Source organism: Pelagibacterium halotolerans (genome assembly GCF_044811015.1).
Classification (GTDB): Bacteria; Pseudomonadota; Alphaproteobacteria; order Rhizobiales; family Devosiaceae; genus Pelagibacterium; species Pelagibacterium halotolerans_A.
This window is the reverse complement of sequence record NZ_CP085243.1, coordinates 2,200,708-2,221,208: the sequence shown is the minus strand read 5'-3', so window position 1 is coordinate 2,221,208 and position 20,501 is coordinate 2,200,708. Positions and strand designations below refer to the sequence as shown.

23 protein-coding genes and 2 pseudogenes are annotated in these 20,501 nt (G+C 64.0%); 4 read left to right on the top strand and 21 right to left on the bottom strand.

What is annotated here, in order from left to right; all coding sequences use genetic code 11:
• Positions 1-4: 4 nt before the first annotated feature.
• The 5 genes from LG281_RS10935 to LG281_RS10915 all read right to left on the bottom strand — a co-directional run bounded on the left by LG281_RS10935 (position 5) and on the right by LG281_RS10915 (position 4,213).
• Positions 5-283 carry a VirB3 family type IV secretion system protein gene (locus tag LG281_RS10935; RefSeq protein ID WP_404400578.1) on the bottom strand — a complete coding sequence of 93 codons (279 nt, stop codon included), beginning with the start codon at positions 281-283 and terminating at the stop codon, positions 5-7.
• The gene (locus LG281_RS10930; protein ID WP_404400577.1) at positions 283-615 is read right to left on the bottom strand and encodes a TrbC/VirB2 family protein; all 333 of its coding nucleotides are present in this window, start codon (positions 613-615) and stop codon (positions 283-285) included. The genes LG281_RS10935 and LG281_RS10930 overlap by 1 nt, the downstream gene beginning before the upstream one ends.
• On the bottom strand, positions 612-1,592 hold the full coding sequence (gene trbB, locus LG281_RS10925) for a P-type conjugative transfer ATPase TrbB (RefSeq protein WP_404400575.1): 981 nt from the start codon (positions 1,590-1,592) through the stop codon (positions 612-614). The genes LG281_RS10930 and trbB overlap by 4 nt, the downstream gene beginning before the upstream one ends.
• Positions 1,593-1,762: 170 nt before the next feature.
• Positions 1,763-2,212, bottom strand: coding sequence for a ribbon-helix-helix protein, CopG family (locus LG281_RS10920; RefSeq protein ID WP_404400573.1), 450 nt, complete (start codon positions 2,210-2,212; stop codon positions 1,763-1,765).
• Between the two features lie 9 nt (positions 2,213-2,221).
• Entirely contained in the window at positions 2,222-4,213 is a 1,992-nt protein-coding gene (locus LG281_RS10915) for a conjugal transfer protein TraG (protein WP_404400571.1), read from the bottom strand.
• A gap of 253 nt (positions 4,214-4,466) precedes the next feature.
• Here LG281_RS10915 and LG281_RS10910 point away from each other — a divergent pair, with 253 nt between their 5' ends.
• Positions 4,467-5,642 carry a Fic family protein gene (locus LG281_RS10910; RefSeq protein ID WP_404400569.1) on the top strand — a complete coding sequence of 392 codons (1,176 nt, stop codon included), beginning with the start codon at positions 4,467-4,469 and terminating at the stop codon, positions 5,640-5,642.
• Between the two features lie 23 nt (positions 5,643-5,665).
• On the opposite strand, the gene LG281_RS10905 is transcribed toward LG281_RS10910, so the two are convergent.
• The 13 genes and pseudogenes from LG281_RS10905 to LG281_RS10845 all read right to left on the bottom strand — a co-directional run bounded on the left by LG281_RS10905 (position 5,666) and on the right by LG281_RS10845 (position 13,594).
• Positions 5,666-7,441: a relaxase/mobilization nuclease domain-containing protein gene (locus LG281_RS10905; RefSeq protein WP_404400567.1), complete on the bottom strand. Its 1,776-nt coding sequence runs from the start codon at positions 7,439-7,441 to the stop codon at positions 5,666-5,668.
• A gap of 247 nt (positions 7,442-7,688) precedes the next feature.
• Positions 7,689-8,441: a lytic transglycosylase domain-containing protein gene (locus LG281_RS10900; protein WP_404400565.1), complete on the bottom strand. Its 753-nt coding sequence runs from the start codon at positions 8,439-8,441 to the stop codon at positions 7,689-7,691.
• Between the two features lie 3 nt (positions 8,442-8,444).
• Positions 8,445-8,783, bottom strand: coding sequence for a DUF736 domain-containing protein (locus LG281_RS10895; RefSeq protein ID WP_404400563.1), 339 nt, complete (start codon positions 8,781-8,783; stop codon positions 8,445-8,447).
• A 34-nt stretch (positions 8,784-8,817) separates the two neighbouring features.
• Positions 8,818-9,378, bottom strand: a complete 561-nt coding sequence (locus tag LG281_RS10890; protein WP_404400561.1) for a S26 family signal peptidase — start codon at positions 9,376-9,378, stop codon at positions 8,818-8,820.
• Entirely contained in the window at positions 9,375-9,893 is a 519-nt protein-coding gene (locus LG281_RS10885) for a DUF2840 domain-containing protein (RefSeq protein WP_404400559.1), read from the bottom strand. The genes LG281_RS10890 and LG281_RS10885 overlap by 4 nt, the downstream gene beginning before the upstream one ends.
• Complete coding sequence (locus LG281_RS10880) at positions 9,890-10,144, bottom strand: hypothetical protein (protein WP_404400557.1); 255 nt, start codon at positions 10,142-10,144, stop codon at positions 9,890-9,892. Before LG281_RS10880 ends, LG281_RS10885 begins: the two co-directional genes overlap by 4 nt.
• Positions 10,141-10,794, bottom strand: coding sequence for a ParA family partition ATPase (gene parA, locus LG281_RS10875; protein ID WP_404400555.1), 654 nt, complete (start codon positions 10,792-10,794; stop codon positions 10,141-10,143). Before parA ends, LG281_RS10880 begins: the two co-directional genes overlap by 4 nt.
• Entirely contained in the window at positions 10,791-11,936 is a 1,146-nt protein-coding gene (locus LG281_RS10870; protein WP_404400553.1) for a replication initiator protein A, read from the bottom strand. Before LG281_RS10870 ends, parA begins: the two co-directional genes overlap by 4 nt.
• Before the next feature lie 11 nt (positions 11,937-11,947).
• A pseudogene (locus LG281_RS10865) lies at positions 11,948-12,109 on the bottom strand (DNA-binding protein); the annotation flags it as partial.
• A 48-nt stretch (positions 12,110-12,157) separates the two neighbouring features.
• Positions 12,158-12,400 (bottom strand): annotated as a pseudogene (locus LG281_RS10860) (DUF2285 domain-containing protein); the annotation flags it as partial.
• Between the two features lie 223 nt (positions 12,401-12,623).
• Complete coding sequence (locus LG281_RS10855; protein ID WP_404400551.1) at positions 12,624-12,848, bottom strand: transcriptional regulator domain-containing protein; 225 nt, start codon at positions 12,846-12,848, stop codon at positions 12,624-12,626.
• 119 nt (positions 12,849-12,967) lie between these two features.
• A complete protein-coding gene (locus LG281_RS10850) occupies positions 12,968-13,234 on the bottom strand; it encodes a DNA -binding domain-containing protein (RefSeq protein WP_404400549.1) in 267 nt (88 codons plus the stop codon).
• A 102-nt stretch (positions 13,235-13,336) separates the two neighbouring features.
• The gene (locus tag LG281_RS10845; RefSeq protein ID WP_404400547.1) at positions 13,337-13,594 is read right to left on the bottom strand and encodes a multiprotein-bridging factor 1 family protein; all 258 of its coding nucleotides are present in this window, start codon (positions 13,592-13,594) and stop codon (positions 13,337-13,339) included.
• Positions 13,595-13,748: 154 nt separating this feature from the next.
• On the opposite strand from LG281_RS10845, the gene LG281_RS10840 reads away from it, so the two are divergent.
• A complete protein-coding gene (locus LG281_RS10840) occupies positions 13,749-13,967 on the top strand; it encodes a helix-turn-helix domain-containing protein (protein WP_028034392.1) in 219 nt (72 codons plus the stop codon).
• Between the two features lie 201 nt (positions 13,968-14,168).
• Here LG281_RS10840 and LG281_RS10835 read toward each other — a convergent pair whose 3' ends face one another.
• Complete coding sequence (locus LG281_RS10835) at positions 14,169-15,215, bottom strand: IS110 family transposase (RefSeq protein WP_404400544.1); 1,047 nt, start codon at positions 15,213-15,215, stop codon at positions 14,169-14,171.
• A 498-nt stretch (positions 15,216-15,713) separates the two neighbouring features.
• On the opposite strand from LG281_RS10835, the gene LG281_RS10830 reads away from it, so the two are divergent.
• Positions 15,714-16,943 carry a class I SAM-dependent methyltransferase gene (locus tag LG281_RS10830; protein ID WP_404400542.1) on the top strand — a complete coding sequence of 410 codons (1,230 nt, stop codon included), beginning with the start codon at positions 15,714-15,716 and terminating at the stop codon, positions 16,941-16,943.
• A gap of 34 nt (positions 16,944-16,977) precedes the next feature.
• On the top strand, positions 16,978-18,297 hold the full coding sequence (locus tag LG281_RS10825; protein WP_404400540.1) for a DUF2254 domain-containing protein: 1,320 nt from the start codon (positions 16,978-16,980) through the stop codon (positions 18,295-18,297).
• 521 nt (positions 18,298-18,818) lie between these two features.
• Here LG281_RS10825 and LG281_RS10820 read toward each other — a convergent pair.
• Positions 18,819-19,166, bottom strand: a complete 348-nt coding sequence (locus tag LG281_RS10820) for an HPF/RaiA family ribosome-associated protein (RefSeq protein ID WP_404400538.1) — start codon at positions 19,164-19,166, stop codon at positions 18,819-18,821.
• A 650-nt stretch (positions 19,167-19,816) separates the two neighbouring features.
• A complete protein-coding gene (locus LG281_RS10815) occupies positions 19,817-20,143 on the bottom strand; it encodes a DUF736 domain-containing protein (protein ID WP_404400536.1) in 327 nt (108 codons plus the stop codon).
• Positions 20,144-20,501: the final 358 nt, after the last annotated feature.

Here is a 20,501-nt window from a genome sequence, read left to right as displayed (position 1 = left end):
GCCCTCACACCGATAGAAGGGCCGGAATGCGCAGGTGCCGGCGGCCAACCTCGACAAAGAGCGGATCGCGCTTCGCTGCCCACACGGCCGCGAAATGGCCGACGGCCCAGATGGCGAGACCGACCAGCCAAAGCTGGAGACCGAGCCCGACGGCGCCGGCCAGCGTCCCGTTCAGGATCGCGACGGAACGCGGTGCACCGCCGAGCAGGATGTGCTCGGTCAGCGCCCGATGGACCGGAACGCTGAACCCCGGCACGTCGGCAAGTTGTTCGAGCGTCGTCATCAAACCAGCGCCCCGCCGCCGAATGAGAAGAACGACAGGAAGAAGGATGAGGCGGCAAAGGCGATGGAGATGCCGAAAACAATCTGGATCAGGCGGCGGAAGCCGCCGCCGGTATCGCCAAAGGCCAGTGTCAGCCCCGTCGTGATGATGATGATCACCGCAACGATCTTGGCGACCGGCCCCTCGATGGATTCGAGGATGGATTGGAGGGGCGCTTCCCACGGCATGGACGAGCCGGAAGCGTGGGCGGCCGGGGCGAACATAAGGCTGATGGAAATCGTGGCGGCTGCGGTCGCCGCGATGCGGTAGCTGCGCGAGAGCGTGCGGTTCATTTGGCTTCTCCTGTGTTCAGGGTGGCTGGGGTGATGCGGTAGTCGGCGTCGGGTCCAAGCCCTTCGACGCGGGCGAGTTCGGCCAGCCGCCGCGCGGAGCCCCGGCCGGACAGCACGGCAACGAGGTCGATGGTTTCTGCGATCAGGGCGCGCGGGACGGTGACGACCGCTTCCTGGATGAGTTGTTCGAGCCGGCGCAGCGCGCCGATGCCGGAGCCCGCATGGATGGTGCCGATTCCACCCGGATGGCCGGTTCCCCAGGCTTTGAGCAGGTCGAGGGCTTCGGCGCCGCGCACCTCCCCGATGGGGATGCGGTCGGGCCGCAGGCGCAGCGACGAGCGCACCAGATCGGAGAGGGTCGCCACGCCGTCCTTCGTTCGCATGGCGACGAGATTGGGCGCCGCACATTGCAACTCGCGGGTATCCTCGATGATGACGACACGATCGGTACCCCTCGCCACTTCGGCGAGCAGAGCGTTGGTCAGCGTGGTCTTGCCGGTTGAGGTGCCCCCGGCGACAAGGATGTTGGCGCGGGACGCGACGGCTGTGCGCAAGGTCGCGGCCTGTTCGGCGGTCATGATGCCGGCGGCCACGTAGTCATCGAGCGTGAAGACAGCGACGGCCGGCTTGCGGATGGCAAAGGTGGGCGCGGCGACGACAGGCGGCAACAGCCCCTCGAAGCGTTCGCCGGTTTCGGGAAGCTCGGCCGAGACGCGCGGGGCTCGCGCATGCACCTCCGCAGCGACATGATGCGCAACCAGGCGCACGATGCGCTCGCCATCGGCCGCCGATATCATCTCGCCGGTATCGGCCAGCCCTTCGGAAAGCCGGTCGACCCAGAGGCGACCATCGGGGTTCAGCATCACCTCGACGACGGCCGGGTCTTCCAGAAACCGCGCGATAGCCGGGCCGAGTGCGGTGCGCAACATGCGTGCGCCGCGCTGGATCGCTTCCTGTCTGTGGTGATTGGCAGTCATCTCGGCCCCGTTTCTTCACGGGGCGCTAAACAGACGCTCCCCGCATCGGGGTCGATTAAGAAAGCCCGAATTCGGGCCGGTTCAACAAGTTTCCGGGGGCGTCGTAGTGTGGCGTGCAAATACAGGAGAACGGCGGAGCACCGGGCGGCTCAAGGGCGGTGATCGACGAGCTATCGTTCCTGTCCAACAGAATCGGTTGGCGAATCTTCCGGCCGATCGCCAACGACATCATCCGGTATCTCGCTCAGGAAGCTCTGCCCTTTCTGGAGCCGGCGGCCGAGTGTTTCGACAAACCCTTCGAACCGCTCGCGCCCCTTTAGCTGGGCGGCGGTCTGGTTCTCGGGCGGCAGCGGCGGCGTGATGGTGAGCCAGAAACGGACGAACAGCGCCAGCGTGTCGGCGGTGACGCGAAGATCGCGCTCGATCCGCGCGGTCTGGCGCGTCAGCCGGTCGAGGCGGCGCGTGAAGGCCGCCTCGCGCATGTCGGCGGAATCGGGTGACAGGAACGAATCCACGGCCGCCTCGACGATTGCCGAGCGCGTCAGGCGCTTGCGCGCGGCCAGATCGTTGATCCGGCCGATCATCTCGGCGGGGAGAGACAGGTTGAGGCGGTCGCGCATGGCGGGCTCCTAAAGTTCGATGCCGTCATCGGGGTTGAGCGATGCCTGCCGGGCGAGGCCACCCATCTGCCGCCGCAGGATCTGGCGCTGGCGTGCGGCCTCCTCGGGGTCGTCGTCGAGCATGATGGCGACCTCTTCGGCCGGTTTCTGCGGAGCGGCCTCCGGAGCGATCGCGACATGTTCAGGCAGTTCGGGTTCGCGGCGCAGACCGGCATTGGCTTGATCCGCGGAACATTTTTCGAAGGCGGTGAGCAATGCGGCGTCCAGCTGCTGGGGTTTGAGCGCCGACCAACCGTCGGTACGGCTGGAGCGCCCCGCCGTTTTCGGATCGGGTGGCGACAGGAGCCGTTCGGTAAAGCGGGCATCCTCATAGTACCGGGCCTTTTTTGCCCGGATGGGCGGCGTGCCGGCCACCATGACGATCTCGTCGTCGGGCGGGAGTTGCATCACCTCGCCGGGCGTCATGAGCTGGCGGGCGGTCTCGGAGCGCGAAACCATCAGATGACCAAGCCAGGGCGCGAGCCTGTGTCCCGCATAGTTGCGCATGGCCTTGATCTCTGTGGCGGTGCCGAGCGCGTCCGAAACCCGCTTGGCCGTGCGCTCGTCATTGGTCGCGAAGCTCACCCGAACATGGCAGTTGTCGAGGATCGAATTGTTCTGGCCATAGGCTTTCTCGATCTGGTTCAGCGACTGCGCGATGAGAAAAGCCTTGATGCCATAGCCGGCCATGAAGGCGAGCGCGCTTTCGAAGAAGTCGAGCCGCCCGAGCGCCGGGAACTCGTCGAGCATCATCAGCACGCGATGCTTGCGGTCCTTCGCATGCAGGTCCTCGGTCAGGCGACGGCCGATCTGGTTGAGCACCAGGCGGATAAGGGGCTTGGTACGCGAGATGTCAGAGGGCGGCACGACGAGGTACAGGGTCGCCGGCTTGGAATCGGCGACGAGGTCGGCGATGCGCCAATCGCAGCGGCGCGTCACCTCGGCTACCACCGGATCGCGATAGAGCCCGAGGAACGACATGGCAGTGGAGAGCACGCCCGAGCGCTCGTTGTCAGATTTGTTGAGCAGTTCCCGCGCGGTCGAGGCGACGACCGGATGGGGGCCGGCTTCTCCCAGATGCGGCGTCGTCATCATCGCCTTGAGCGTGGATTCGATCGGCTGGCGCGGATTGGAGAGGAAGGCGGCAACGCCGGCCAGCGTCTTGTCCTCCTCGGCGTAGAGAACATGGAGGATGGCGCCGACCAGCAGCGAGTGGCTGGTCTTCTCCCAGTGGTTGCGCCTGTCGAGGGAGCCTTCGGGATCGACGAGGACGTCGGCGATGTTCTGGACGTCACGCACCTCCCATTCGCCCTTGCGCACCTCAAGCAGCGGGTTGTAGGGCGCGGATTCCGGGTTGGTGGGATCGAACAGAAGAACGCGACCGTGCTCTGCCCGGAAACCGGCAGTGAGTTGCCAGTTCTCGCCCTTGATGTCGTGGACGATGGCGGAGCCCGGCCAGGTCAGCAGCGAGGGCACGACCAGCCCGACGCCCTTGCCGGAGCGGGTCGGCGCGAAGCACAGCACGTGCTCCGGCCCATCGTGGCGCAGATAATCCCGTTCGAACTTGCCGAGCACGACCCCGTCCGCGCCGAGCAGGCCGGCGGACTGGATCTCCGTCCTCTCGGCCCAGCGTGCCGAGCCGTAGGTATCGACGTTCTGCGCCTCGCGCGCCCTCCACACCGACATGAGGATCGCGACAGCAATGGCGATGAAGCCGCCCGAGGCCGCGATGATTGCGCCTTCGACGAAGATGGATGGCGCATAGGCGTCATAGCAGTACCACCACCAGAAGAAGGCGGGCGGATAATAGACCGGCCAGCCCGCGACCTCGAACCAGGGTTGCCCGAGCTGCGGCTGGAAGCCGAGCCGCCAGGCGACCCATTGCGTGGCGGTCCAGACGCAGATGAGCACGATCGACGAGACGGTGAGGATCTGGCCCCAGAGGATCTTGGTGGCGGACACATGCCTTTCCCGGCGATGGATATGATCGAATGTCGAGGATTGGACCGCGTTTTCGCCAAGGCAAGCATCCCCGGGATGCGATCGCACAAACGGATAGAAATACAGGCTCTGGCGAAAAGCCCATGGGCCGACGCCCGGCTTCGAACGGGCGCTCTGAGGCAGGTTTCCACAAACCTTTAATTAGCGGACTTTTTTATTAAAGGATAAGGCTGTATCGTTTAGCGACACTACGAGCCAGTTAAAGGATCGCAGGATGGCGGACAGCGACAATCAAAGGCTCGGGGCCTTTGTCGAAACCAGCGCGGGCGGCGAGCGCGTACGCGCCTATGTGCCGGCGCCCCTGCCGCCGAACCCGCCCCTCGACCTCGGCCGCTTCATGCGCGTCTACGAGCGGGCGATGGCCGCGGTCGGGCGTCTCGACGGCGTCACGACGATCCTGCCTTCGACCCCTCTGTTTCTCTATATGTATGTCCGCAAGGAGGCGCTCTTATCCTCGCAGATCGAGGGCACGCAGTCCTCGCTCTCGGACCTGCTGCTGTTCGAAAACCATGAGATGCCGACGGTCGAGATCGACGATGTCACCGAAGTCTCGAACTATGTGGCCGCCGTCGAGCATGGCGTCGGACGCATCAAGGATGGCTTTCCGCTATCGCTCCGACTGGTCCGCGAGATGCACGCCATCCTCCTGAAATCGGGACGCGGCGCCGGCAAGCAGCCGGGGGAATTCCGGCGCTCGCAGAACTGGATTGGCGGAACGCGGCCGGGCAACGCCTTGTTCGTGCCGCCGCCACCGAACCGGCTCGACGACTGCCTCGATGCCCTTGAACGTTTTCTCCATAGTGAGGACCCGGCGCTACCGCCCCTCATTCGGGCGGGGCTTGCCCATGTCCAGTTCGAGACCATCCATCCCTTTCTTGACGGGAATGGACGGTTGGGCCGTCTGCTCATCACGTTGATCCTGTGCGAAGCCGGGACATTGCGCGAGCCGATTCTTTATCTGAGCCTGTTCCTGAAGGCCCGGCGCGACGACTATTACCGGCTGCTCCAGGAAGTCCGGCAGGCGGGGACGTGGGAAACATGGATGGAGTTCTTCCTGACCGGGGTCGCCGAGACCGCCGAGCAGGCAGCGGCGACTGCCCGCGATCTGATCGCCATGTTCGATGCACATCGTCAGAAGATCGGCAGCCTTGGACGTGCAGCGCCATCGGCCCTGCGGGTGCACGAGCTGATGCAGGCCCGGCCGATCGTCACCATCCAGACGGTTTCCGACCAACTCGGCATTTCCTTTCCCACGGCGGGCGCAGCGCTCGAAAAGCTGACCGGCATCGGCGTGGTGCGGGAAACGACAGGCCGGCAGCGCGGCAGGATCTACGCCTACTCGGACTATCTCGCATTGCTGGACCGCGGCACCGATCCTCTGCCGGCCTGATGGGGCGGTTCACGTTTCTATCGCTACAGGCCGAGGCCGCGCTTGCGCCCGAGGCTCCATTCAATGCCACCACCGTCCTTGGCAACGCCGGATATGTGCTGGCCGAGCTTCTTCTCGATCTCTCGCGACCAGGGCACGAGTTGGAACCCGAGCCCCCCATCTCCGCCGATCCCTTCGATCATCGCGAAGCGTCCCGATGAAAGCGCGAGCTGGCGGCGATAGACGCCGGCGACATGCTCACCGGCCTGGGCCGGGCGGTGCGGCAATCCGGTCTCGGCGGCGAGTTGTTTCCCCACGGTCTCCAGTTCGCGCCGGCGGAGCGTGGCCAGCAGGTTGCGCTGGAGGACGATGCGCCGGCCTTCACTGCGGGCGAGACCCTCATCGGCGAGATGTTCGGCGCGCGCCTGAATCGCTTCGCGCACCTCGCGGCCGAAACCGCCCATGGCAAGCGGCATCGGTTCGCGCTCGACCAGGCGATGGTCGAGCCAGGTGGCGCCCGGCGCGGTGACCTGGGCGCCAACATCGAGGTCGGACCGGTTGGCGAGGACGAGAGTTGGACGTTCCTCTCCCTCTCGCCCGAAGCGGCGCACCTCAACGATGCCGCCGATGGGTGGGGCATGCTGGAAGGCATCGATGCCGCGGAAGCGGACGTGATGGGCGCGGCCGTCTGTGGCATCGATCACCGCATAGGCTTCGCCGGTCAGTTCGTCACGCAAGCCCTTGTCGACAAGCCGGCCGACGATTGAAGGGCCGCCGCGACCGACATCGATCACATAGTCGGCAACGCCACGATCCATTCCGCGTTCAGCGAAGGCGCGGTGCATTGTCTTGATAATGTCGCCGCGCATGCCGAGATCGCGCAGGTTGCGTTCCGCCTCAAGGCCAAGCATCCATTCGCCCGGACTTGCCTCGGTGGCGAGGCCCATTTTCCGGAGATGCTGGAGGCGGCCGATCATCAGGCGGCGGATGTCCGGATCGGCGGGGCCGCGTGCCTCGGGCCGAAGGTCGAGATAGCCGACATCGTCGGCGGCGAGGCGAATTTCGGCATCGAGGCGCGTCCAGCGCTCGGCCGTGATTTCCTTTTCCAGCGTATTGCGGATTTCGTGCTCGTGCCTGGGGCCGAGTTCGAGCGAGACCAGATCCTCGGCGCGCGAGCGCAGACCCCGGCTGATATACTCGCGCGCGATGACGAGGTCGGCGCCAGCCTGATCGACACCGCGCACCAGCAGATGGACATGCGGGTTGTCGGTGTTCCAGTGATCGACGGCGCCCCAGTCGAGCTTCGTTGCGAGATCGGCCTCCATTTGGCGGGCAAGGTCGCGGGTGAACGCGCGCAGGTCGGCCATATCGCCCGCGTCCTCGGGTGAGATGATGAAGCGGAAATGATGACGGTCATCCTGACAGCGTTCGGCAAAGCCGATGTCGTCGGCGCGATCAGAAGCCGCGTCGAACATCACGCCCCGTTCCCCGTCCCGGGTCACGCCTTCGCGCTTGAGATAGGAGAGGTGCGCGACAAGTGGCGCCGAGCGGAAGGCCTTGCCCCGATGGCGGACGACCCGTGCCTTGACGACGACGCGGCGCGCGGGGCTGAACAATCGCGAACGGGCGAATTTTCCGCGCCCGCGGCCGAAGGTCGAACGGCCATAGCCCGTCGCCCGGCTGGGCGAAGTATTGCCGGAGACGTGGCCGGCCTTCTTTGCCGCCCCGACCACCTGATTGATGAAGCTTTTGGACCTCGGCGCGGGCGTGGACCGGATGCGTCCGGGGCGGATGCGGATATCGCTGTCGCGCTCGCTCATGGCCGCGGTCCCGGTGACAGAAGTCGCCCACTGTGCATGCCGAGGCCTTGAAATCCCTCATCAAATCCAGGCTCCATGCCCTCGACCGACCGCCATGCACGCAAAAATGCCAGCCTCGTCAGAGGCTTACGGCGTTCCGGGCAGGCGCTTTTATCTCGCCCTCCTTCGGTCGTGCCGCCCGTACCCAGGTGACTTTCCGCCGCCCGCTTCCGGAAATCCGCGATAACGCGCCTTGGTGCAAATCCGCTCATGGCCGCTCTCCACCACCGGAATGGATGGCGGAGATACCGTCCACCGACGGGACAGCCGCATCGGATTCGCGCGGTGAGAATGCGCCGACAACGTCCGCCGTCGCACCGCCGGCCTGCACGGTCTGTGCAGTTGAATTGCCGCTGGTGCGCGCAACGAAGAGCGGCACATCGCGCCAGTCGGGCGTCACGCTCGCGGGGATGGTAGATGTTTCAGCGCCGACAAGCGGGGCGAGTTCGGCGAGATAGGCGCGCGTTTCGGCCGGCAGCGATCGACCCGTCGCGAGATGCTCATCATAGCGGCCCGGACCGGCATTATAAGCGGCGAGCATCGCGATCGGATCGCCATAACGGTCGAACATTTCGCGCAGGTAAGCAGCGCCCGCGAGGATGTTGTCGCGGGCATCGAACGGATCGGCGCCGAGCCGATGGCGCGCACGCAGTTCGGTCCAGGTGCCCGGCATGATCTGCATAAGGCCCATCGCGCCCCTGGACGAGACCGCGCCGACATGCCCGCGGCTTTCGGCCTGCATGACGGCAAGAATCCATTGCTCCGGGATTCCGAAACGCTGCGCGGCCTCACTCACGAAGGCAGCGTAGGACGACGTTCGGGACGCGGCGGCAGCGGGCGCGCTTTGCGCCAGTGATACGTGAACATCGCTAGCAAGACCGAGGCAGGAAAGGAAAAGGAAGGCAACGCGCCGGGCGGCGAATGATCGCCCGGCGGCATTGCGGTTGCGCGCCGCGGGCATGGTTCAGTCCCGCTCGCCGCACCTGGATGCGCGGTTCCAGTGCAGGCTCCAGGATGCCCTGTCGTCGCCCGACTGGAAGAGATTGGCCCGGATCGGAAGCGGCAGCGCCGGGTCGTCGATGACAATCGAAAGATATTCGCCAGCCTTCTCGCCGGTGCGCTTCCAGGCAGCGCCGATCTCCGGCGCGTTTTCGTCGGCGCCGTGGTGAATACGGAAGTCGGGCACGTCCCCGGCTTCCGACGGTTCTGCCGGAACAATTGCGATTTCCCGATAGAGGGTGAGCGTGTGGATACGCCCGGAGAAGCTGTCTCCCTTGCGCGTGAACTGGCCGATCTGTGTCATGGAATGGTCCTCAGTACGGTGGTTGATGAAGGGTTCAGGGCGCAGTCGGGTTGTCGCCGGCGCGCCATCGAAAGCAGCCGTCGCCATCTTCGCCGGTCCAGACCGGAACGACGCGGGCGATGACCGAATCCATGGGGAGTGCTCCGAAATACCGTCCGTCGAAGCTGTCCGGTGCGTCCCAGTTCATGAGGAAGACTTCGCTATCGCGAAGCATGCGGCAGCCCTGCCAGATGGGCAGGTCACGTCCGGCGTTGTCGCGCTGTCGCGCCTCGCCATAGGCGTGGTCGTAGGCAAAGATCGTCGTGCCGCGGCGGCAGACGGTCGTGCCGGAGAGCGCCAGCACGCGCTTGATCATCGGAACGCCGCGCGGCAGGTAGCCGCGCGTGTCGAGATAGTTGGCCAGCGCATCGGGCGGCATGACGGCAACCAGGTCAGTGACCTCGATCCGTGTCGCCGGTTCGACGCGGTAGAGCCCGATGGGCACGCTCGCGGAGGCATTCCAGATGTAGCGTGGTGCGGGATTGAGCCACGCAGGCACGGCAAGCAGCGCCACGCCTGCGAACATCGCGGTGATCGTGATGCGGCGCCAGCTCATGACCGGATGTCCCGCCGCTTGAGCCAGGCGCGGTGCTGGTCGAGACCATAGGGGCGTGGCTCAAGACCCGCCTCCAGCCGGTTGTGGACATGCCGCCAATAGTCGGGCGCGGCGTCCGCCGGTTCGATACAGAGCGCTTCGATCCCATCGACGACCTGCAGCACGCGCTCGACCTTGGGCCAGCCATAGACCTTGAGCAGGATGTCGCCGCCGGGGCGCACGAAAGGCAGCGTCTGGTATGGCGCGCCGCGCTCGATCGCGCGCACGATATCGATACGTGAGATCACCGTGCCGTAGTCATTCGACGCCCAGCGGACGAAGGCGAAGACGCTACCCGGCGCAAAGCCGACGACGCGGCTGCGGCGATTGAGGATGCGCTCGTAGCTGTGGTTGCCGAAGCGAATCCAGTGCTCGATGCGCCTCTCGAGCCAGGTCAGTTCGACCAGCGTCATGAAGGGTGGCGCATCGTCCGGCATGGGATGCCCGGCCAAATGTCGTGATGCCTGGCCGGTCATGAGTCTTCTCCCTCGGACGGCGGGAATTCGCGCGCCAGCAAGGCGCGCAACATGTCGGCGACGGTCTGACCACGCCGGAACGCCGCCACCTTGATGCGTCCGCGCAGTTCGGGGGTGACGTCGATGGTGAGGCGCGCGGTGTTGCGATCCGCGAGACCGGCTTTGGCCGGGGATGCATCGGCGGACCTGATCCAGTGTTCGGGATCGGCGGGACGGGTTGCGAAACCGCGACGGGTGGAGCGTCTGCTCATGGCACGTTCCTCCCGACACGCAGCCGCTCGATTTCGGCGGCGAGCGCTGCGATCTCGCTGGCGGCCCGGCCGCCATCGCCGATCTCATCGACCAGCCGGCCCTGCTGCGCTGCGGCGGCGAAGGCGACACGTTGGCCGATGGTGGCGACAAGCGCCGGCGGGTCATGGTCCACCAGCGTCTCGGCCGTCTCGCGGGCGATGACGGTGCGCGCGCCGCAACGGTTAAGCACGAAGCGGGCGGCAAGCTCCGGTCGGTAGATGCGTGCTTCCTCAAGCAGCGACAGCATCTCGGCCGAAGCCCAGCCATCGAAGGGCGACGGTTGCACGGGGATCAGCACCAGGTCGGCAGCAAGCAGCGCCGAGCGCATCAGGCCGGCGACACGCGGCGGTCCGTCGATCACCACATGATCGGCGCTGCGCGCCAGTTCGGGCGCTTCGTGGTGCAGGGTGTCACGCGCCAGACCGATGACGCCGAACCGCCGCGGCAACCCCTCTCCGCCGCGTGTCTGCGACCAGTCGAGCGCCGAGCCCTGCGGATCCGCATCGATCAGCGTGATCCGTTTTCCCCTTCGGGTCCATTCCCCGGCGAGGTGCAGAGCGAGCGTCGTCTTGCCGACGCCGCCCTTCTGGTTGAGCAGCGCCACAATCATCTCTGTCCTCCCGGCTTGCGCTCAGGAAAACGCTGCGATGTGCGTGGGGCACTGCTTCCGGAGCCCCGTGCTCTCGGCGACTTGCGAAGGAGCCCGTCGATAGCGGCAGCGGCGGTGTTTTCCACATCGCTCCGCGCAACAAAATGGTTAGATTCTCTATTAGATTCCAAGTTAAGGCTCGGAATCGCCGTTTCCGGCCAGAGACTTAACTGCGATCTCTGCGTGCGAAGTCCCGATGGTCCCGCGTGCGAAATCCCGATACCGTCTGCGTGTGAAGTCCCGACCGTATCCACAGCGCCGTCCACAGGCTGGGGTAACGGCTTCGCGGGCACGATGCGCAGTAGCTCGCGCCGGCCCTTGCGCTCGATGAGCAGCCGATAACCGGGTAGCGGCTGGCGCGCCGCGATGCGCCGGAGCTGAAGCGCGAAATCGGAGACGCGCATGAGGCTGCCGGACTTTTGATGGAGATGGGCGAATTCGAAGATCCAGCCCTTCGGCTGGCGGCCAGCATGCTTGCGCGCGACACGGTAGAGCCAGCGTTCGATGCCGCCGGTCAGCCGGAAATAGGCCGGGTCGATGGTGAGCACCAGCGAGCGGTCGGTGACGTTACGGTAGAACCAGTCCGGCAGCACGAACTCCATGCCCTCGACGCGGCCATCGCGCGTCACGCATTCCTCCCATTCGTTGATCCAGGAGAACTGGTGGCGGCGCCAATGCTCGCCCTGGCGGATGGTGGTCCGGACGGCGGTTGATTGCAGCCGCGTGAGTGCGCCCTTCAACAGCTTGTAGTCACGCGAGCCGGTTTCGCGACCGATGGCGGTCAGGAGCTGGTAGGGCGTGAAGCGCAGGAAGCGGGAGGTGTTGAAGCCAAGATTTTCGGCCTCGACGATCTGCGAGGCGGCCCAGATGAGGACATCGGCATCCCAGATCGTCGCCATTCCGTGATCGGGCACGGCGAAGACCTCGACGCGGACGCCTCCGGCCTCGTAAAGGATCGGCGCGATACGCCTGGCCTTGGCAAGCGAGAAGAAAGGCCGTTCCATGAGATCGCGCTGATCGCGCGGGCTGGCATCGCCCGTCGCGACAATGAAAGGATCGAGCCTGGCACGCTCGCTGGAGAGGATGAGACGGCGACGCGGCACGGCGGGCAACCTCACTCGCCGTGCCGGCTGACGTGCGCCGCCGGTGCAGAATCGTGCCGCTTTGCTGGCAGCACACTGCCGCGCGGATCGGATGTGGAAGTGACGGCACCGCGATTGGCCCAGGCCTGGAGATCATCGACGGCATAAACGACGCGGCCCCCCAGCTTGCGATACCCGCCCGCAATCATTTCCCGTGCGCCTTTGAGCAGGCTCATGACCGCATGGCGCTCGGAAGCCGCCTGCCACTCATCGCGGGTCAGTTTGCCCGTGCGGAAGACGACCTCGGCGATTTCCTGCTGGGTCGCACCGGCACGACGGCCGTCGAAGGCCTGCAACATGCGCCGCGTGCGTGCCCGTTGCTGCTCCGTCAGGCGCGTGTCCAGAGGCACGACGCGGCCGTGAAGGGAAGCGAGCAGCCGAAGAATCGCCTCGATGCGGTCGAAGCCTTCACGCCCGAGCGGCACCAGGGCCGCGAGCGGCGTGTCGGCCGAAGCACCTTCGGGAAGCACGAGGTGGAGATGCTGGCCGTTGTCGAGCGGATGCAGGAGATGCTTTGCGTCCGGCGCAACACGCTGGCGTTCGTGAGCAACCGCGTCCGCCGGAGAGGCACCGTCGGACAGGACCGGCGGGGCCGGTGCGAGAATGACGGTGCCGGTGTCGTCCTGGGGAAGCCAGAAGACGGGCGCCTCAGTGGCGTTGAGGTTTGGCGCGGTGGCGAAATCGCAATCCCCACTTTGCGCTTGCCTGTTCGATCAGGTCCGGTGTCTGAAGCCTCGCCCTTTGGAGCCTGTCGAAATCGTACTGGTAATCCTCGTTGCGCCGCAGCCACTCCCATCCGACATCCGGCGCCGTCAGATGATCCACATAGTCATAGGTCGATGACGAACGCCACCGGGTCGTATTGGGAGACATTGCTGCCCTCCAGCCTCGTAACGCGGGTACATGTCGAGACGGGAAGGTTCACCGGACGAGGCGAAAGGCGGAAGGCGCCTTGTCGGCAATGGGTGTTGCAAGCGATGCAACGCCAGATTTCAGTGCTGTTGTCCTTCGCGGACCAGCAGGCGGTAGCCATGCGTGGTCATCCAGCGGGCGCGGGCGAGATGACTGTTGATGACCCGACGCGCCCGCTCGGGTTCCTCGTCGGCGTTGAGACCGAACAGCACATCGGCGATCTCGCGCCAATCTGCTCCGTCCCTGGTCGCGTCGAGTATGCGCAGGTAGAGCTTCATATGCGAACGGTCGTAGTCCGTAAGCATCGCGCATTCCGGCGGTTCGTCGAGAAAATCGACCTGCGTCATGAAGCCCCCTTTAACTCTTTCTTATCCAAAACGGAGGCGTTTGGTAATCGCGCTGCGATTGCAGAATCCCGCCGTGCGAACGATATCGAGCCTGGCGGCAGGCTATGGAGACGGACGGGATTGGCGGTGTTTCTCATCGACCAGCAGCACTCCGATACCCTGATCGGAATTCAGGAAGATCACGCCGTTACCCTCGAACGCCCTGCGGACCTGATCGCGCGTCGATTCATAGACCTCGAGGCCACTTTCGGACTCGAGGCGCTTGAGCGCGGTCAGCGATACCCGGGCCTTGTCAGCGAGCGTCTCCTGCGTCCAACCAAGCAGCGCGCGTGCGGCCCGCGATTGTCGGGCGGTGATCATGCATGATCACCTCCCATCTGGACCTGCGCGCACGCCAGAACTACGACTTCTCTATTCGGGCCAACCGGATAGCGTGGTTTCCCACACTCTCCAGCGGCCATTTACATACTATAGTTGATAAACTTAAAGTATGTAAATCGCGATCTTCCTGCGCATGGATATGCGCAAACTGGTCGGCCGGAACTTCGCCCGCCTGCGTCGGGAGAAGGGCCTGACCCAGGAAGAGGTCGAAGCGCGTTCCGGCTTCAGCCAACAATATCTCAGCAGCCTCGAACGCGGCCGGAGGAATCCGACCGTGATCACGCTGTATGAGCTTGCCCAAGCCCTCGGTGTCAGCCACGTCGATCTGGTCGAGCCTGACGACGAGGTTTGAGCGGCACGCCCGCGAGGATCATGCTTCTCTTCGTGGTCGGGACGAGACCGCCACAGGATGGGATCAGAGGAACCGGCGGGACAATCTAAATTGCGACATTACCTCGGCATCGGCCTTGGCGGTCAAGTCGTATTTGCGCGCTCACCGTTCCCCGTCCCCTCGCGGGGAGGTGCCTCGACCGGGCCTACGCCTGGTCGAATCCTATGCCGACGGAGTTGCAGCGTCTGGCCGCTTGCCCCAGTCGAATTCCGTTCCGTCGACCCACATGCGATGGAGGATCACGGCGATCTTCCGAGCGAGCGCGATGATCGCCTTCTTGTGGCCTCGGCGTCGCGAGATCTGTGCGCCCCATGCCTTGAGCGCGGACCACCGTTTCACTCGCGTCAGCAGAACTTGCGCGGCTTCATAGAGAAGGCTTCGCATCATCTCATCGCCCCATCTCGAAATCCGGCCGTTGCGGTCGACCTCACCGGATTGCTGCTTGCGCGGCGTCAGTCCGAAGTGTGCACCGACCGTGCGCGAGCGCGTGAAGCGGGCCGGAACATCGACTGTGGCCCGGAACGTTAATGCGACAAGGGGGCCGACGCCGGGAACGGTCATGAACCGGCGTGCTACCTGATCTTGGCGAGCCAATCGGACAAGCATATCGTCCAACCTACCGAATTGCTCTCGCAATCCCCGCCGCGCCAACAGCAGAGCGTCCGCCACAGCGTGCAGGTCCGTGTCGGCAATCAGCTCGCGCACCCGAGGCTCGAAGTCGCGAGCCGTCACCTTGCCAACGTGATAGCCGAAGTTGCGGATGAGACTGCGGATTTCGTTCTCGACGTCCTGGAGCTTGTTCCGCAAGAGTTGGCGGGCGGTGAGGATCGTGCGGAGACGTTGGCTGTTTGGCGTTTTCACGTGCACCGGCTTGAACAGACCGACGCGCATCATCTGGGCGATCCCGCGCGCATCGTGCCGGTCGGTCTTGTTAAGCTGCGCAGCAAGCGCGGCCTTCATATGCCGGGTCTCGACACAGACGACAGGAATATTGGCTTCCGCTAACCGCCCATAGATATGCTGCGACAACATTCCGGCCTCGAGACCGACGCGGACGATCCTAAACGGAAGTGACAGGATGTGCTGTGCGATCTCCTCGGGATCGGAGGAGACTTTGCGTTCGTGCACGACGTGACCATCGTGATCGACGACGCAGAGATTAACGGTGCGGGCCGAGACATCCAGCCCGATATAGTGGCTTTGGGACATGCCGAGTTCCCTCTCGAATCAAGGACCGGCACTTCTCATAACCAATCTTCGGACGGTTTTGTAAACTACGACTATTTCAGTCGTTCTTCGCCGAGGAATGGCAGCAAGAAGCGGACCAAGCGGTCGTCGCCAGCCGATTACCGAATGACCTGTTCGGGGCTGAAAGCTGCCCTCCGATCTTGGCACTAAGGTACTGCAACCGCCCATTTTGTTTTGGCGACACGCCGGCAAAAGTCTGGAACATGGTGATGCAAAATCGATCCGGAGTCGGCCGCCGCAGGCGGCTGGTCCGCCCTATGCGGCGGCGCCCGGGCTCGAGAACGGTTCACAATTCCCAGATACGGCCTGTTCGGCTATTATCGGGGCAGATGTTGAAACTCATCTGGGGAATATCGGATTATATGCTGCGAAGCTTATTCGCAATCATCGTGCCTGAGACTGGCAAAGGTTGGATGAGCCGGCAAACGTTGAATGACGGGGGCCCACCGGAGTCTGCCTGTGTCTGATGTCACGATCGTCAACCGCGACAATGTCGACGTCACGTCGCGCGGGCTGCCGCTGCCGCTGCGGCTGGTGTTGCGTTTCATCGCCCGGTTCGAGTGCGGCTGTCTGGAGGTATGTCTTCCCGACGGCCGGCGCTACGCTGTTGTCGGCCGGCAGGAGGGGCCTTCGGCGGCCATTGAGATCCATAATCCACACGGTGTCTGGCGGATGCTGGCCGGCGGCGACCTGGGTGCCGCGGAAGGCTATTTGCGCGGTGAATGGGACACCCCGGACCTGTCCCAGTTGTTGTATCTGTTTGCCCGCAACAGGGAACCCGCCAACGAGCTTTTGAGCGGCAACCGCCTCGTGCGCATGTGGCAGCGCTTTGGTCATTGGCGGCGCCGCAATACACGGCGCCAGGCACGGCGCAACATCCACGCCCATTATGACCTTGGCAATCGCTTCTACGCCGCGTGGCTCGATCCCTCGATGACGTATTCCTCAGCGATCTATGGTCCCGAGACCGACGATCTGAAGGCCGCCCAGGAGCGGAAGTACCGCACCCTTGCCGAAGGCATCGGCCTGGTGCCAGACCAGCGCGTGCTGGAAGTCGGCTGCGGCTGGGGTGGCTTTGCTGAATTCGTCGCCCGAAGCTATGGTGTACGCGTCACGGCCTTGACCATCAGTCGTGAGCAGCACGACTATGCCAGCCGCCGGATCTTCGAGGCCGGACTTTCGGAGCGCGTCGAGATTAAGTTCCAGGACTATCGCGAAGCGGTGGGGATGTATGACCGCATCGCCTCCATCGAGATGATCGAGGCTGTCGGCGAAGCCCACTGGCCGCGCTATTTCGCCCAGCTCCGTGATCGCCTCGCCCCCAACGGGCGGGTTGGCATCCAGGCCATCACCATCCAGGATCGGCTGTTCGCGGAATACCGGCGTAGCGTGGACTTCATACGCGGCTATGTCTTCCCCGGCGGCATGCTGCCGGCGCCGCAGGTGTTGGTCGACTTAGGCCGCCGGCACGGGCTCGCATTGGCCGGCGAGAGACTATTCGGCCAGGATTATGTCCGCACGCTCGGCGACTGGCGCACCCGCTTCCGCTCCGCCTGGCCGTCGATCAAAAAGATGGGCTTCGACGAGCGCTTCCGGCGGCTCTGGGAATACTATCTCGCCTATTGCGAGGCCGGCTTTCGGTCCGGCATGATCGACGTTCGCCAGATGGTATTCGTCCGCCAGAGTTGAAAGGTGGATTGTATTTCATCCTGAGAGGACGACCATGCTGAGCCGTCTCTATAATCTTTGGGCAACCCTGCGGACCGGCCTCTGGTTTGTGCCGACACTCATGGCTGTCGGCGCGGTCGGCCTGGCGATCGTGGCCCTCAACCTCGATGCCGCCCTGCCGGAGGAGAGGGCCCAGCAGTTTTGGCTCCACAGCGGCGGCCCTGAAGACGCCCGCAATCTGCTGTCGACCGTCTTTTCCTCGATGGTCACGATGGCGACGCTGGTCATATCGATCACCATGGTTGTGCTGACGCTCGCTGCCAGCCAGCTCGGGCCGCGGCTGGTCCGCAACTTCATGGGCGATTTGCGCACACAGCTCGTGTTCGGCATGTTCCTGATGACCATCATCTATTGCCTGCTGGTGCTTCGCACCCTCAACAGCGCGCTCGACATTTCCGCGGTGCCGCACATTGCGGTCACGCTCGGCACCGCGCTTGCCCTTATCAACCTGTTTGCGTTGCTGTATTTTATACACAATTTGGCTCGGTCAATCGTTTCCGATACAGTGGTCCGGCGTGTCGACAGGGATCTCCGCAATAGGATCTCACGGCTACTGCCGACGGAGGACGAAGGCCAACCGCCCGCCGAGCGGCCGACGGCCGATGACGTGCTGCCGGCCGACTTTGATGAACGTGCGGCCCCTTTGTGGCTGTCCGGCGAAGGCTATGTGCAGGCGATCGAGTATGAGCGGCTCGTGGAAATCGCCTGCCGGCACAAGGCGGTGATCCGCCTGGACTTCCGTGCCGGGCATTTCGTCATTCGCGGATCACACAAGGCCGATATCTATCCAGGGCGCCTGCTCGGGCCGGATTTGGCGACCGAGATCGAAGGCGCCATCCTGGTCGGCGAAGAGCGCACGCCGGTCCAGGATCTGGAGTTCTCGATCCGCCACCTGGTCGAAATCGCCGTGCGCGCGCTTTCGTCGGGAATCAACGATCCCTTCACCGCCATTGCCGTTATCAATCGCTTGGGCGCTGCACTCGGTGAACTGATGCGGCGGGAACTTCAGCCTGAGGTGTTTTGCGATGAGGCCGGCGTGGTGCGCGTGGTCGGCCTGGCGTCGAGCTTCCGTGGTCTCGTGGACGTCGCTTTCCACCAGATCCGGCAAGCCGCAGCCACCCACCCCGCGGTCATCATCCAAATGCTCAGCATCATTGCGCAGCTTGCGGTCAAGGTCCGCCTGTCCAGCCAACGCGACGCTTTGCTCCATCACGCTGCCATCATCGCCGAAGCCGGCCGCCGCGGAGTGTCGGAAGCCTCCGACATCGCTGACATCGAGCACAGTTATCAGGCAGCTCAAATGGCGTTAAAGTAAAAGCCATGCCTCAGGGGCAGACCAACGGCCCGGCCACGATTTCCGCGAGAGTGACCAGCCCCGGATCCGGCAGCACTGGCTATCAACGACTTGGTCGCGGTCTCCGACCGATTCGTGAGCAGAACAAATCGATGCCGTTTTCAGCTGATCAGTAATCGTTCGGGCGAGAGTGCCGCTAGCTTGATCGCGCGCTTTGATGGTCAAGAGAGAGGTGCCGTGCCAACTGGCTATGCTCTACGTGCGCTTCCCTCGGCGTCCTGGCAGACTACGATCGCGGCGATTTTCAGCTGCGTCCGGGCCGAGGCCCAGACCTGTTCCCGCGTTCGTCTTGCCAGTTGAACCGCCCAGATCGAATCCAGGTCGATCAACGGCGACGGGTTCAGGCGAACCGTCCCCGGGTTTGCCCTTGCCGTGCTTACTTTTGGGATTGTTCTTCGCGGCCGGCCTCTTAGGTTGTTTCTCAACCATGATCTTGTTCCTCCTATGCTCGTCGATTTGCGTAATTGGCGGCAGTCAATCTCCTACAGATCGCCGGCCCGTATGGTCTCAGCGCCCTTCACTCGATTGAGCCTGCCGAGGGTAGTCTGCAGAGCACGCTGCAACTTCTTCGCGGCACCCGAATAGGCGCCTTCAAGCGTGGCGGCCTGTTCGCTGGCCACTTCCGGCTGACGTCCCTCCAGGCGTGCTTCGATGACGCAACGCTTGTCGGAACCGCCGGACTTGTCTCCGTCCTCGTCGCTGAGGTGCACTTCAATACGGGTGATATGTTGACTGAAGCGGTCCAGACGGGTGCGGATCTCGGCCGCAACTCGGGCGGACAGGTCTTCCCCACCCTTTACGTTCTCGTCGGTATTGACCTGAATCTGCATGACTAACTGCCTTTCTTGCACCCAGCGCGGGATGCCGAAAACGGGAGGTCGGTTGGTGTGTCTGACCCGGGCAGACGTCTAAGGAGATCTCCCGGCTCGCGATCAATTGAAGCATAGCACCGCTTGGCCTGAGACACATGGACCGAGAACGCTGAAACGCCTGAAGCTGATGATGGTTCCTGAGTCGATGTCCTCGGCTGAGATGCGGGACGCACGAGTCCATCGTTCAATCAGGTGGTGAGCGAAGCGCTGGCATCTACGGTGCCCTGTTGGGTAGATGATGAACGGGCTGCGATCGGGCCAAGCCCACAACAACGTTCGGCCGATCCTCATCCTGAACAAGATCGCCTACACCGGCGTCTTCAGCCAACCCTCGCCGCGCACCAGCAGGAATGCCGGCGTGATCCTGCACCGACTTAGCGCGACAGTTGAACCGCACGTTGCCGCCATTCTTGATGATTTCGGCGGCAACCATCTCCCCAAGGGCGCGCCCGAATACTCCATCTATAATAGTTGTTCTTGTTCGTCTGAACCAGTCAAAACGGCCTCGAAAGCTTTATTGAACCTGAGTCAGGCTCGAACTGATTCGGTCGCCTCCATATGCGATTGGCCCCACCCAGATTCTCCGGGCGGGGCGTTTCGCTTGCGCCTTACTCGCCGTTGCGGCGTGTGGGGCGGGACCAGATGAGGCTGTAGCCCTCGCCGTCCTCGTCGTCGAAGAGGTTGGCGTAGATCGGGGCGGTGAAGCTCGGATCGTCGAGCTTGAGGCCGAGATAGTCGCGGCCCTCATTGGACTGTTTGGCCCAGGCGGCGCCGATCTCTGCGCGGCCGACGAAGACGCGGTGGCTTGGGGCGTTCTCGCCGGTGGCCCGGGTTTCGGGGATGATGCGGACGCCCTTGGCCTGGACCGAGAGGGTGACGATTTCGCCGGTGAACTCGTTGTTGCCGGACTTCTTGAAGGTGCCGATGGTCGCCATGTCAGTTCTCCTTGATCTGAAGCTTCGAGCCCGCACCATGCGGCCTCGATGGCGATCGGTTGGCCGGAGGCGATCGACGGCGCACCCCGATAGGGGCTCGACAGCAAAGGAGGAACTTTCTTGTTCCGCGCGGAATGGCGGCGCAGCCGGCAGGGGAAGAAAGTTGTGACGACGCTGTTGCGTCATAGGCGATCGAGGCGTCAGCCGTCCTTCGGCCAGATCAGGCCATTGGAGAGGCCGCTCCGGTGCGCTCGATCCGGTCGGGATCAAATGGAGAACGTGGTGACCCACCTCGACCGCCGGAATCCGGCCATGCCGCTCAGCGCTCGTGCTCTCTATCAAGACAGGCAGGCACGTC

Excerpts from the sequence above, each read along its gene's own strand:
- LG281_RS10935 (WP_404400578.1), bottom strand. The coding sequence starts at position 283 with ATGACGACGCTCGAACAACTTGCCGACGTGCCGGGGTTCAGCGTTCCG.
- LG281_RS10930 (WP_404400577.1), bottom strand. The coding sequence starts at position 615 with ATGAACCGCACGCTCTCGCGCAGCTACCGCATCGCGGCGACCGCAGCC.
- trbB (WP_404400575.1), bottom strand. The coding sequence starts at position 1,592 with ATGACTGCCAATCACCACAGACAGGAAGCGATCCAGCGCGGCGCACGC.
- LG281_RS10920 (WP_404400573.1), bottom strand. The coding sequence starts at position 2,212 with ATGCGCGACCGCCTCAACCTGTCTCTCCCCGCCGAGATGATCGGCCGG.
- LG281_RS10910 (WP_404400569.1), top strand. The coding sequence starts at position 4,467 with ATGGCGGACAGCGACAATCAAAGGCTCGGGGCCTTTGTCGAAACCAGC.
- LG281_RS10905 (WP_404400567.1), bottom strand. The coding sequence starts at position 7,441 with ATGAGCGAGCGCGACAGCGATATCCGCATCCGCCCCGGACGCATCCGG.
- LG281_RS10900 (WP_404400565.1), bottom strand. The coding sequence starts at position 8,441 with ATGCCCGCGGCGCGCAACCGCAATGCCGCCGGGCGATCATTCGCCGCC.
- LG281_RS10895 (WP_404400563.1), bottom strand. The coding sequence starts at position 8,783 with ATGACACAGATCGGCCAGTTCACGCGCAAGGGAGACAGCTTCTCCGGG.
- LG281_RS10890 (WP_404400561.1), bottom strand. The coding sequence starts at position 9,378 with ATGAGCTGGCGCCGCATCACGATCACCGCGATGTTCGCAGGCGTGGCG.
- LG281_RS10885 (WP_404400559.1), bottom strand. The coding sequence starts at position 9,893 with ATGACCGGCCAGGCATCACGACATTTGGCCGGGCATCCCATGCCGGAC.
- LG281_RS10880 (WP_404400557.1), bottom strand. The coding sequence starts at position 10,144 with ATGAGCAGACGCTCCACCCGTCGCGGTTTCGCAACCCGTCCCGCCGAT.
- parA (WP_404400555.1), bottom strand. The coding sequence starts at position 10,794 with ATGATTGTGGCGCTGCTCAACCAGAAGGGCGGCGTCGGCAAGACGACG.
- LG281_RS10855 (WP_404400551.1), bottom strand. The coding sequence starts at position 12,848 with ATGTCTCCCAATACGACCCGGTGGCGTTCGTCATCGACCTATGACTAT.
- LG281_RS10850 (WP_404400549.1), bottom strand. The coding sequence starts at position 13,234 with ATGACGCAGGTCGATTTTCTCGACGAACCGCCGGAATGCGCGATGCTT.
- LG281_RS10845 (WP_404400547.1), bottom strand. The coding sequence starts at position 13,594 with ATGATCACCGCCCGACAATCGCGGGCCGCACGCGCGCTGCTTGGTTGG.
- LG281_RS10840 (WP_028034392.1), top strand. The coding sequence starts at position 13,749 with ATGGATATGCGCAAACTGGTCGGCCGGAACTTCGCCCGCCTGCGTCGG.
- LG281_RS10835 (WP_404400544.1), bottom strand. The coding sequence starts at position 15,215 with ATGTCCCAAAGCCACTATATCGGGCTGGATGTCTCGGCCCGCACCGTT.
- LG281_RS10825 (WP_404400540.1), top strand. The coding sequence starts at position 16,978 with ATGCTGAGCCGTCTCTATAATCTTTGGGCAACCCTGCGGACCGGCCTC.
- LG281_RS10820 (WP_404400538.1), bottom strand. The coding sequence starts at position 19,166 with ATGCAGATTCAGGTCAATACCGACGAGAACGTAAAGGGTGGGGAAGAC.
- LG281_RS10815 (WP_404400536.1), bottom strand. The coding sequence starts at position 20,143 with ATGGCGACCATCGGCACCTTCAAGAAGTCCGGCAACAACGAGTTCACC.